This window comes from Pseudomonas aylmerensis (assembly GCF_001702265.1).
Classification (GTDB): domain Bacteria; phylum Pseudomonadota; class Gammaproteobacteria; order Pseudomonadales; family Pseudomonadaceae; genus Aquipseudomonas; species Aquipseudomonas aylmerensis.
The window spans coordinates 153,729-164,741 of the sequence record NZ_MAUE01000013.1; the positions used below are offsets into that span (position 1 = coordinate 153,729).

At 60.4% G+C, this 11,013-nt stretch carries 12 protein-coding genes; 3 read left to right on the forward strand and 9 right to left on the reverse strand.

Going from position 1 to position 11,013, the window contains the following annotated elements; all coding sequences use genetic code 11:
- The first annotated feature begins 29 nt into the window (after nt 1–29).
- From BBG20_RS11430 to BBG20_RS11440, 3 genes are all read left to right on the forward strand, one after another.
- The gene (locus tag BBG20_RS11430; RefSeq protein ID WP_065903159.1) at nt 30–374 is read left to right on the forward strand and encodes a pilin assembly protein; all 345 of its coding nucleotides are present in this window, start codon (nt 30–32) and stop codon (nt 372–374) included.
- 289 nt (nt 375–663) lie between these two features.
- Nucleotides 664–1,074: a DUF4398 domain-containing protein gene (locus BBG20_RS11435; RefSeq protein ID WP_177343934.1), complete on the forward strand. Its 411-nt coding sequence runs from the start codon at nt 664–666 to the stop codon at nt 1,072–1,074.
- A gap of 55 nt (nt 1,075–1,129) precedes the next feature.
- Complete coding sequence (locus BBG20_RS11440; protein ID WP_065903166.1) at nt 1,130–1,915, forward strand: OmpA family protein; 786 nt, start codon at nt 1,130–1,132, stop codon at nt 1,913–1,915.
- A gap of 381 nt (nt 1,916–2,296) precedes the next feature.
- Here BBG20_RS11440 and BBG20_RS11445 read toward each other — a convergent pair whose 3' ends face one another.
- From BBG20_RS11445 to BBG20_RS11490, 9 genes are all read right to left on the reverse strand, one after another.
- Nucleotides 2,297–2,644, reverse strand: coding sequence for a hypothetical protein (locus BBG20_RS11445; RefSeq protein ID WP_065903169.1), 348 nt, complete (start codon nt 2,642–2,644; stop codon nt 2,297–2,299).
- Nucleotides 2,645–2,814: 170 nt separating this feature from the next.
- Complete coding sequence (locus tag BBG20_RS11450; RefSeq protein WP_064054946.1) at nt 2,815–3,141, reverse strand: hypothetical protein; 327 nt, start codon at nt 3,139–3,141, stop codon at nt 2,815–2,817.
- Entirely contained in the window at nt 3,138–4,043 is a 906-nt protein-coding gene (locus BBG20_RS11455; RefSeq protein ID WP_065903172.1) for an alpha/beta hydrolase, read from the reverse strand. Before BBG20_RS11455 ends, BBG20_RS11450 begins: the two co-directional genes overlap by 4 nt.
- A gap of 138 nt (nt 4,044–4,181) precedes the next feature.
- Nucleotides 4,182–5,459: a flavohemoglobin expression-modulating QEGLA motif protein gene (locus BBG20_RS11460; protein ID WP_065903174.1), complete on the reverse strand. Its 1,278-nt coding sequence runs from the start codon at nt 5,457–5,459 to the stop codon at nt 4,182–4,184.
- 20 nt (nt 5,460–5,479) lie between these two features.
- Entirely contained in the window at nt 5,480–6,028 is a 549-nt protein-coding gene (locus BBG20_RS11465; protein WP_065903176.1) for a hypothetical protein, read from the reverse strand.
- A gap of 122 nt (nt 6,029–6,150) precedes the next feature.
- Nucleotides 6,151–6,867, reverse strand: coding sequence for a TetR/AcrR family transcriptional regulator (locus BBG20_RS11470; protein WP_065903180.1), 717 nt, complete (start codon nt 6,865–6,867; stop codon nt 6,151–6,153).
- A gap of 152 nt (nt 6,868–7,019) precedes the next feature.
- Nucleotides 7,020–8,519 (reverse strand): lysine--tRNA ligase, encoded by a 1,500-nt coding sequence (gene lysS / locus BBG20_RS11475; protein WP_065903183.1) that lies wholly within the window; start codon nt 8,517–8,519, stop codon nt 7,020–7,022.
- A gap of 93 nt (nt 8,520–8,612) precedes the next feature.
- Nucleotides 8,613–9,708, reverse strand: a protein-coding gene (prfB, locus tag BBG20_RS11480) for a peptide chain release factor 2 (protein ID WP_098465888.1) whose coding sequence is annotated in 2 segments (ribosomal slippage) — nt 8,613–9,635 and nt 9,637–9,708 — 1,095 coding nt in all. Because the reading frame shifts where the segments join, the coding sequence is not laid out codon by codon here.
- Between the two features lie 264 nt (nt 9,709–9,972).
- A complete protein-coding gene (locus tag BBG20_RS11490; RefSeq protein WP_065903189.1) occupies nt 9,973–10,974 on the reverse strand; it encodes a response regulator in 1,002 nt (333 codons plus the stop codon).
- Nucleotides 10,975–11,013 lie beyond the last annotated feature (39 nt).

Sequence of the window (11,013 nt, forward strand, 5' to 3'; positions counted from 1 at the left end):
CTGCCATCGCGGGCTTTATTGAGGTTGCCATGAAAATCCGAGAACTGGCCCAGCATTGGGAAGAGAACGCCAAGGGTCGCTTGACCAAGACCGAGTACGCCATCCATCTGGATGTGGAGTCCGCCGCAAGGCTGGCGGCCATCGCGGAAATGTACCCCAAGCGCCATACCGAAGAACTGCTCGGCGAGCTGATCGGCGCCGCCCTCGAAGAGCTGGAAGCCAGCTTTCCCTATATCAAGGGACAACAGGTGGTTGCCACCGATGAAGAGGGCGACCCGCTCTACGAAGACGTCGGCCCTACCCCACGTTTCCTGACGCTGTCGCGACGCTATCTGCACGATATGTCGAGCAGTTCGGACGAGCAGAAACACTGACCCCACCCCCTTCTCCCCCTTGTGATCCGGGCCCTTCACGGGCCCGACCTACCTCCGCGCGCGGCAAAAGTTCCAAGTTTTTCAGGCTGACCATTCAGTCAGTTATTTTTTTAGGCAAATCGCCATCTCTTCTGAACTTTTGAAAAAAGCCTCCGGTCACAGCCAGTAAGCCATCACTTGGAACGGCCGTTTGAAAGGGCTTTTCGTGCTTTACCGCCGGGCCCCACACCGCTGACCAGTGACATGGATTTTGATGTTTTTCAGGAGTTACCCAATGGAGTTGAAGACGATGAAGACCAGCACTGCCAAATCCTCGTTTAACCATCTGCGCGGGCTCAAGTTGGCCGCGCTGGCAATCGGCACCAGCTTCGTTTTGGCTGGCTGCGCCGGCAACCCGCCGACCGAGCAGTACGCAGTTACCCAATCGGCGGTGAACAGCGCTGTCAGCGCCGGCGGCACCGAGTACGCAGCCGTAGAAATGAAGTCGGCTCAGGACAAGCTCAAGCAAGCCGAGATTGCCATGCACGACAAGAACTACGACGAAGCCCGTCGCCTGGCTGAACAAGCCGAGTGGGACGCTCGCGTCGCTGAGCGTAAAGCCCAGGCCGCCAAAGCCGAACAGGCTGTGAAGGACTCCCAGAAAGCTGTTCAGGAGCTGCGTCAGGAAGGCATGCGCCCGGCTGTTATCAAGCAGCAATAAGCCGCCGCCCCTGATTGCAATGCACCCGATATCGAATTGAAAGGACGACACGACTATGCGTAAACAATTGATGATCCCTGCCCTGCTGGCGATGAGCGTTGCCTTGGCGGCGTGCTCCACCCCGCCGAACGCGAACCTGGAAAATGCACGGACCAACTTCTCGGCCCTGCAAGCCAACCCGAATGCCACCAAGGTAGCGGCGCTGGAAACCAAGGACGCCCAGGACTGGCTGGACAAGGCTGACAAGGCCTACCGCGACAAGGAAGACCAGAAGAAAGTCGACCAGCTGGCCTACCTGACCAACCAGCGCGTTGAAGTGGCGAAAGACACCATCGTGCTGCGCGAATCCGAAGCCAAGCTGAAAAACGCCGGCGACGAACGTGCTCGCGCCCTGCTGCAAGCCCGTGACGCGCAGATCAAGCAACTGCAGGACAGCCTGAATGCCAAGCAGACCGATCGCGGTACGCTGGTCACTTTCGGTGACGTGCTGTTTGCCACCAACAAGTCCGACCTGAAATCCAGCGGCCTGGTGAACATCACCAAGCTGGCGCAGTTCCTGCGCGACAACCCGGACCGCAAAGTGATCGTCGAAGGCTACACCGACAGCACCGGTTCCGACTCGTACAACCAGAGCCTGTCCGAGCGTCGTGCGGCTTCCGTGCAGCGTGCACTGGCTCAGCAAGGCGTGGACATCTCGCGCATCGTGACCCAGGGCTATGGCAAGGAATACCCGGTTGCCGATAACAGCAGCGTATCGGGCCGTGCCATGAACCGCCGCGTCGAAGTGACCATCTCCAACGACAACCAGCCAGTCAAACCACGTTCGTCCGTCGCGAACTGATGGCCTGATGCTGGATAAAAAAACCCACCTTACGGTGGGTTTTCTTATGGATTGCCAAACTGGATAGGACGGTGTGTGTCCTCGTCCGGCATCTTCATCTTCTGGTCCTGTTTCTGGTCCTGTGCAGTCCGCCGCTCAAGATCTACATGGCACCGGCTCATATTCAGCAGGTTGCGAAATGCCTGACTTTCAGGATTTGCCGGATGTACGGGAGGTACAGGATTTGCAATTATCGCCACTTTCTCGGCCCTGATCTGAGTAAGTTACACCGCTTTGTGTGGCGCCTTACGCGATATGGTTCCAAAAAATCTTGGCTCAGCATTATCGTTCGGTCGTTGACCAAATCCCGCCCATGGCGGGCGGGCTTTGCAGAGATGGCAATCAGCCGCCGACTTTGCTGGAACCCTGGTAGTCGGGCGACTGGATTTGGCCGCCGCCCTGTGAGCCACCTTGACTGTCTTGTGAGCCCTGGCCATTTTGTGCACCTTCACCGCCCTGAGCACCTTGAGCCTTTTCTGCAAGCAGTTTCTTCAGTAGCTTCTCCAGCTCTTCAATGCTACCCCCGCCCCCAGCTCCACCGCTTCCCTGGCTGCCCTGGGAACCTTGTGACTGTTGCTTGATTTTGTTTTGTACGTCCTGAATCTGCTGATCAAGGCTTTGCTGGGGACCTTGGCCACCACCAATGCCTGACAAGCCCGTTGAACCCGATACACCGTTGATACCTGACATAAATGCAAACTCCAGACTCATTAATTAAAAAAGGACTGATCAGTCGCTCCGATCAGTCCTTAGTCTGTGGCGGGTAAATAAAGATGGTTCCGGTCAGCAACGGGTCGCACATGCAGCAAGGGACTAATCGCCAGGTTCAATGGCGTTTTCCCACGGGGCGATGTGCCAGCTCACTGCTGCAGTTGCGGGGTTTCCTGGCCCAGGCAACGTACCGCCTGCTTCTTGTTATTGACCAGCACGCCACTCAAGCCTTTTTGCTCGGTGTCGAACATCACCAGCACGCCGTCGACGCACTGCGCCACCTGCGCGGCCGGGGTCAGCGAGATCTTGTAGTCTTCGCCGGGCACGGTCTTGAGCAGGGTGAAATCGCTGAGCAGCAGCGCATCTTCCGGCTTGGCGAAGTGCAGGTAGCCGTAGTACCACAGGCAGCCGACAGTACCGATGATGGTGCCGATGCCGGTGAGGATCAGCGGGATCATGTTGCGTTCTTCGCTCATTGCGGGCTCTCTGATGAATCAACTTTAGAATCGGGATAATTCGGGATTTCGCCCAGCCGACGCAGGCCGTTGAAGTGCTGCGGGTCATCCAGGTAACGCAGCATCACGGTTTGCCAGGTCTTGTCGGCAAAGGTCTGCACGTGGCCACCGCGCGTCAACTGCAACACCCGAGGTGGCGGCGCGGCCTGGTACAGGCGGATGCCGTTGGCCACCGGCACAATCGGGTCATCCAGGCTGTGGAACAGCAGCTTGGGCACACCGGTCAGTTGCGGCATGGCGCGGATCGCACTGTCGCCATCCGGCACCAGCCAGGACAACGGCACCTGAAACGGCCATGTTAACCAGGAGGTGCTCAGGGCGAATTGTCCTACGTCACGATAACTGGCGGGCACGCCGTCCAGCACCAGGGCCCTGAGCTGCGCCTGTCGTTCCGGGTGGGCCGCCAGGTAATGCACCGCCAGCGCGCCGCCGAGGCTTTGACCGAGGACGATCAGCGGCTGGCCCCGGGTCTCGGGGGCCTGGTCGAGCCAGCTGAAGGCAGCATCCATGTCCTGATAGACCGCCGGCAACGACGGCTTGCCCTGCGACAGCCCATAACCGCGATAGTCCAGCAGCAGCACCTGGTAGCCCTGCTCCGGCAACCACCAACTGCCACCCAGGTGCCAGGCCAGGTTGCCGCCGTTACCGTGCAGGTGCAGCACTGTGCCCTTGAGCGGCACGCCGGGCTTGGCCGGCAGCCACCAGGCATGCAGCTTGACCCCGTCGGCGGTGGTGACTGTGACGTCGCGGTAGTCCAGGTGGGCTTTTTCCGGCGTGAACGGCAGCCCGGGCTCGGGATAGAACAGCAGTGAGCTGCAGCCGTTCAATGTGAGTAGCAGGCATAGAATGCCGAGGATTCTCATCCGTTGAAGCCTCGTGAGTAGTTAAACAACACATCTGAATAACGCCGAAACCCTGTAGGAGCCGGCTTGCCGGCGATGCAGGCAACTCGGTCTCCTGCAGCCATCGCCGGCAAGCCGCCAACTACAGCTAGATCGGTGTTAAAGGATATTCGAGTAATCCGCCTCGATCCGGTCCAGGCTCAAGTGGTTGAGGAAGTTGGAGAAGCACATCCACGCCGCCAGCGCATTCATGTCGCGAAACTGCTCGGGCAGGTACTTGGGCGGCACCACCAGGCCCTCGTCCACCAGCTGGCGCAGGGTGCGCATGTCTTCCAGCGTGGTCTTGCCGCAGAACAGCAGCGGCACTTGTTCCAGCTTGCCCTTGCGCACGGCCAGCTGGATGTAGTTGTAGACCATGATAAAGCCTTTCAGGTAGGACAAGTCCTTGGTGAAAGGCAGACCGGTCGGCACCGAGCCACGGAATACGCGACTGGCGTTGCCGTAGCTTTCGGCCATCTCAAACCCCTGCTCACGGAAGAATTCGAACACCTGCAGGAAGTCGGCGCCCTCTTCCACCATGTGGATGGCGCGGGTGCGGTTGGTGAGCTTGCGCAGGCGGCTCGGGTAGGAGGCGAAGGTGATGATCTCCATCAATATCGCCAGGCCTTCCTGGGTCACGGTGGACGACGGCGGGCCCTTGGACAGAAAGGTGCAGATCGGCTGGTTCTGGCCATTGAGCGTGGTGCCGACGTGCACCAGGCCTTCATGCACTTCCAGCGCACGCACGTCGCGCTCGTTGAACATCGCGTCGGCGCGGATCTTGATGTAGTCGGCGCCCGCCGCTGCATCGGCGACGATACCGTCGGACTCGAACACGCGGATGGTCTCTTCGGCCTCGCCAAACACCCGGTTCAGGCGGGTTTGCAGCAGCGCCACGGCGTCCTTGGCGGTGAGGGTCTTGGCTTCGTCCTTGAGGTCGCCACGCCCGTCGATGTTGTTCAGGTAGTCGGAGAGCATCAGGCCCAGGTCCGCCAGGGTCGGGTCGCCGGCGTGAAAGGCATCGGAGGCGGCGCCGTACAGCTCCTGGGAGATCAGGCCAAAGTCCTCGGTGCCACGGGCCTCGAGCATGCGCACCACCATGCGGTACTCCTTGCACATGCGGCGCATGATCTGCCCCACCGGGCTGAACTGGCCGAGGCGGCGCGTGATGTCACGCTCGATGTTCTGGAACTCCAGCTTCACTGCGCTGGAATCGAACGACAGCGGCCGGTTGAGGTAATAGTCGCGGTCCACGGCGGGCAGTTCCTTGCCCTTGGCCTTGAGAAATCCCTGGCGAATGTTTTCGTCCCATTTCACCGCGTCGAGGACGCGAATCGGTGTTTGCGCCAGCACAATGCGATCAGACAAGGTGCGTATCGTCTGCTGGTAATCGTCCACCGCTACTTCCTCTTTAAACGTTATTTGCCCGCACGCTGGTAGCGCACGGCTTCAACGAACACATCGGCATTGGCCGGGTCATCCAGGTAGGCAAACACCTGGTCCATGGGGCTGTCCACCCGCACGCCGGCGCCTTCGACGGTCTCCACGGTGCTGCCATGCAAGGCGCGCTGGCCGATCGCCTGATGGATCTGCTCGAGGTCGAGGTTGTAGACCACCAATTCGTGTTTTTCATCGAACTCGAATCCCGCGAGGATGTAATTGCCACCCAGCTTGGCCGGCAACCGCGCCGACAGGTACCAGCGACTACCATGCCGCGACACCGTAAACAGGTACTCATCGCGCTGGCCAGGCTTGGCTGTAGGGTAGCTCACGGCTTTATAACGGTGCTCGCCGGCGTGGGTGATGTGCAGGTTGAGCGGCTCGCCCCAGGCATTCTTGCTCGTCCATTGGCCGAGCAGTTCCTCCGGCGCGGCTTCCCGGGCCGGCAGCGGGTCCTTGAAAGTCACCAGGCAACCGCTGAGCAACAGGAACGACAGAGCGATGACCGCGACACGCCAGGCTTTCATTGCATACTCCATAAAGTGTGGGAGCTGGCTCGCCTGCGATACAGGCCCGCGGTGCTTCAGATAAACCGCGGTGAGGCTATCGCAGCGGTGCGACGATTCGACAAGCCAGCGCCCACATGAGGCTAGACCGAGGCCAGGACCAAATGCATGTAGCGCTTGAGAATCTCAAGCATCTCGTCAGCGGTCAGAGGCTCTGCGCCGCCCAGCAGGCCCTGATATTCCATCCGACTGATTATCGCCGTCAACACTTTGGCATCCTGTTGCGGCTCGCGGGAGCCCAATACCTGGAAAAACTGCCCGGTGCCCTGCAACAGGATCTGCTGGTGGGAGCGCACCAGCTCCGCCAGGCGCGGGTTGAGCAAGGCTTCCTGGCGAAAGGCCTGCTCGGCCATCAGGTGTTCACGGCGATTGCTGAGTTGGCGCATGACGTAGTCGGCAGTCAGTCGCGCAATGTCATCGGCCAGCTGTGAGCGCGACGCCGGGCTGCCATCGCCATAGGCGACCATCTCGCGCAGCAGGCCTTCGTTGCGCACCCACAACTTGCCCATGAACGCAGCGCTGCGCTCCACGTATTGGGCGAAGGTATCGGTAAGCAGGTCATCGATATCCTTGAAGTAGTAGGTGGTTGCCGACAACGGCACCCCCGCCTCCGCCGCCACCGCCCGGTGGCGCACGGCCCGCACGCCGTCGCGCACCACAATGCGCATGGCCGCGTCGAGAATGTCTTGCCTGCGTTGCTCGCTGCCCCGACGGCTGGCCTTGCGGCCCTGGTACTGGACGCTTTCAGCCACGGCAGCGGCAATGCCGGCGGCGCCTTCTTGAGCGGTTACGCGGTTCACGACTGATCTTCCTTATTAGAGTGACGCGGGGCGTCACGGTGTGCATTCCCACGCAGGGCACGGGAACGATCCCCTGGCGCTGTTTGCTTGACGCTTGTTAATGCCGCATAAAAAAGCCGCCTTATAAAAGGCGGCTTCGGATTTCGCTACGCTTACGCTTGTGGCCGCATGTGCGGGAACAAGATCACGTCGCGGATCGACGGCGAGTTGGTCAACAACATCACCAGGCGGTCGATGCCGATGCCTTCGCCCGCGGTCGGCGGCATGCCATATTCCAGGGCGCGCACGAAGTCAGCGTCGTAGTGCATGGCTTCGTCATCGCCGGCGTCCTTGTCGGCCACCTGGGCCATGAAGCGCTCCGCCTGGTCTTCCGCGTCGTTAAGCTCGGAGTAGGCGTTGGCGATTTCGCGACCACCGATGAACAGCTCGAAACGGTCGGTGACGTTCGGGTTGTCGTCGTTGCGACGAGCCAGCGGCGACACTTCGAACGGGTACTGGGTAATGAAGTGCGGCTGTTCCAGCTTGTTCTCCACCAGTTCTTCGAAAATCATCACCTGCAGCTTGCCCAGGCCTTCGAAACCCAGCACCTTGGCGCCGGCTTTCTTGGCGATGGCACGGGCCTTGTCGATGTCGGTCAGGTCGTCAGCGGTCAGCTCCGGGTTGTACTTGAGGATCGAGTCGAACACCGACAGGCGCACGAACGGCTCGCCGAAGTGGAACACCTTGTCGCCATACGGCACGTCGGTGCTGCCCAGGACCAGCTGTGCCAGCTCGCGGAACAGTTCTTCGGTCAGGTCCATGTTGTCTTCGTAGTCGGCGTACGCCTGGTAGAACTCCAACATGGTGAATTCAGGGTTGTGACGCGTCGAAACACCTTCGTTACGGAAGTTGCGGTTGATCTCGAACACCTTTTCAAAGCCGCCAACCACCAGGCGCTTGAGGTACAGCTCCGGCGCGATACGCAGGAACATTTCCATGTCCAGCGCATTGTGGTGGGTTTCGAACGGCTTGGCTGCGGCACCACCCGGGATGGTTTGCAGCATCGGGGTTTCGACTTCGAGGAAGTCACGCTTCATCAGGAAGCTGCGGATGTGCGCAATGACTTGCGAACGCACGCGGAAGGTCTGGCGCACGTCTTCGTTGACGATCAGGTCGACGTAGCGCTGGCGGTAACGCTGTTCGGTGTCGGTCAGGCCGTGGTGCTTGTCCGGCAGCGGGCGCAGGGATTTGGTCAGCAGGCGCACGTTGGTCATTTCGACATACAGGTCGCCCTTGCCGGAACGCGCCAGGGTGCCTTCGGCGGCGATGATGTCGCCCATGTCCCAGGTCTTCACCGAGGCCAGGGTTTCTTCGGACAGGGTTTTACGGTTGACGTAGACCTGGATGCGACCGGTCATGTCCTGGATCACCATGAACGAGCCACGGTTGAGCATGATGCGACCTGCCACCTTGACCGGAATCGCAGCCTCAGCCAGCTCTTCCTTGGTCTTGTCCGCGTACTGTTTCTGCAAGGCATCGCAGTAGTTGTCGCGGCGGAAGTCGTTGGGGAAGGCATTGCCCTTGGCGCGCTCGGCAGCAAGCTTTTCCTTGCGCAGGGCGATCAGGGAGTTTTCTTCCTGTTGCAGGGCCTGGTCGAGTTGTTGGTCGCTCATGTCTTTAAATATTCCATCTGGTTCGTTGTCCCCGGCCTGCGGCCGGGGATCGCCGGCAAGCCGGCTCCTACAGGGATCGCGGTATGGAGCCTGTTACAGGCCTGATTTCAGGCTGGCTTCCAGGTATTCGTCGATATCGCCGTCGAGCACCTTGTCGCAGTCGCTGCGTTCGATGTTAGTGCGCAGATCCTTGATCCGCGAGGCATCGAGCACATACGAACGGATCTGGTGGCCCCAGCCGATATCCGACTTGGTGTCTTCCAGCGCCTGGGACGCGGCGTTGCGCTTCTGCATTTCCTGCTCGTACAACTTGGCCCGCAGCATTTTCATGGCGGTGTCCTTGTTCGCGTGCTGGGAACGTTCGTTCTGGCAGCTGACCACGGTGTTGGTCGGTACGTGGGTAATACGCACGGCCGAGTCGGTGGTGTTTACGTGCTGGCCACCGGCACCGGAGGAACGGTAGGTGTCGATCCGCAGGTCGGCCGGGTTGATCTCGATTTCGACCTTGTCGTCGATCTCTGGCGAGACGAACACCGCAGAGAACGAGGTGTGGCGACGGTTGCCGGAGTCGAACGGGCTCTTGCGCACCAGGCGGTGCACGCCGATCTCGGTCCGCAACCAGCCAAAGGCGTATTCACCCTTGATGTGCACGGTCGCGCCCTTGATGCCGGCGACTTCACCGGCCGACAGCTCCATGATGGTGGCGTCGAAACCGCGTTTGTCAGCCCAGCGCAGGTACATGCGCAACAGGATGTTGGCCCAGTCCTGGGCTTCGGTGCCACCGGAGCCGGCCTGGATGTCCAGGTAGGCGTTGTTCGGGTCCATTTCATGGCTGAACATGCGGCGGAATTCAAGCTTGGCGAGGTTTTCCTCGAGACGGGCCAGCTCGGCGACGACATCGCCCACTGCGCCTTCGTCGTTTTCTTCGACGGCCATGTCCAGCAGGTCACGGCAATCGGCCAGACCGGTGTTCAGCTCGTCAAGGGTATCGACGATCTGCGCCAGCGCAGCGCGCTCGCGGCCCAGTTCCTGGGCGTATTCAGGTTTGTTCCAGACACTCGGATCTTCAAGCTCGCGATTGACTTCGGTCAGACGCTCATGCTTTTGATCGTAGTCAAAGATACCCCCGAATAGTTTCGGAGCGCTCGGACAGGTCCTTGATGGTGTTAAGGATCGGGTTGATTTCCATGGCGGGCAGCACTCGTTGGCGAACTTTTGAAAGCCGACGAGTATAACGATAAACGGGGGGGAGCGGCAGCCCGCTGGGCGAAAAGGGCTCTTGCCCCACCACTCGGCACCTCGCCTGGGCTCGTTGTGCCCGAAAGCCGACCTGCGGGGTTGGATCAAAAGCGGATACGTGTAGGCGTTGGCCGAACGCAGGCTTGAATCCGTGGCTAACCCGGCAGGACGCCGGGTTAGCCGTTACCGCAGCAACGCATATGTACACAAAACCCTACTCGATCCCCACCTGATTACGCCCATTATGCTTGGCCGTATACAACCCCTTGTCCGCCGCCAGGATCAGTTGCCGGCAATCGGTCCCCTGCGCCGGCGTCAGGGTCGACAGGCCGATACTGATGGTCAGGCTCGAACCTTCAGTTGGGGCAATGTGCGGGATTTTCAGCGCGGCCACCGCCATGCGCAGTTTTTCGGCCACCAGTCGCGCACCACCCGGCGAGGTGTTGGGCAGCACCAGCGCAAACTCTTCACCGCCATAACGTGCCGGCAAGTCCGACGGCCGGCTGCTGGCTTCACGGATCGACGCGGCGACTTTGCGCAAGGCCTCATCGCCCTCGACGTGACCGAAGCTGTCGTTGTAGGTCTTGAAGAAATCCACGTCGATCATCAGCAACGACAACTGGGTCTGGTCGCGCATGGCACGGCGCCACTCCAGCTCCAGGTACTCGTCGAAGTGCCGGCGGTTGGACAGCCCGGTGAGGCCATCGGAGTTCATCAGCCGTTGCAGCACCAGGTTGGTGTCGAGCAATTGTTGCTGGCTGACCCGCAGCGCACGGTAGGCCGCATCCCGCTGCAACAGGGTCATGTAGGAACGCGAGTGGTAGCGAATGCGCGCCACCAACTCGATATTGTCCGGCAGCTTGACCAGGTAATCGTTGGCGCCGGCCGAGAACGCCGCGCTCTTGATCAGCGGGTCTTCCTTGGTGGAAAGCACGATGATCGGAATGTTCTGCGTGGCCGGGTGGTTGCGGTATTCGCGCACCAGGGTCAGGCCGTCGAGGCCGGGCATCACCAGGTCCTGCAGGATCACCGTCGGCTTGATGCGGATCGCCTGGGCAATGGCCTGGTGCGGGTCGGCGCAGAAGTGGAAGTCGATGTTTTCTTCATGGGCCAGGCCACGCCGCACGGCTTCGCCGATCATGGCCTGGTCGTCGACCAGCAACACCATGGCGGCATTTTCGTCGGTCTTGATGTCGTCGATCTGTAAATCATTCATCTGCAGTCACCTGAATTACTACCTGCAAGCCAGCACCGC

Excerpts from the sequence above, each read along its gene's own strand:
- BBG20_RS11490 (WP_065903189.1), bottom strand. The coding sequence starts at position 10,974 with ATGAATGATTTACAGATCGACGACATCAAGACCGACGAAAATGCCGCC.
- BBG20_RS11440 (WP_065903166.1), top strand. The coding sequence starts at position 1,130 with ATGCGTAAACAATTGATGATCCCTGCCCTGCTGGCGATGAGCGTTGCC.
- lysS (WP_065903183.1), bottom strand. The coding sequence starts at position 8,519 with ATGAGCGACCAACAACTCGACCAGGCCCTGCAACAGGAAGAAAACTCC.
- BBG20_RS11430 (WP_065903159.1), top strand. The coding sequence starts at position 30 with ATGAAAATCCGAGAACTGGCCCAGCATTGGGAAGAGAACGCCAAGGGT.
- BBG20_RS11435 (WP_177343934.1), top strand. The coding sequence starts at position 664 with ATGAAGACCAGCACTGCCAAATCCTCGTTTAACCATCTGCGCGGGCTC.
- BBG20_RS11445 (WP_065903169.1), bottom strand. The coding sequence starts at position 2,644 with ATGTCAGGTATCAACGGTGTATCGGGTTCAACGGGCTTGTCAGGCATT.
- BBG20_RS11455 (WP_065903172.1), bottom strand. The coding sequence starts at position 4,043 with ATGAGAATCCTCGGCATTCTATGCCTGCTACTCACATTGAACGGCTGC.
- BBG20_RS11450 (WP_064054946.1), bottom strand. The coding sequence starts at position 3,141 with ATGAGCGAAGAACGCAACATGATCCCGCTGATCCTCACCGGCATCGGC.
- BBG20_RS11465 (WP_065903176.1), bottom strand. The coding sequence starts at position 6,028 with ATGAAAGCCTGGCGTGTCGCGGTCATCGCTCTGTCGTTCCTGTTGCTC.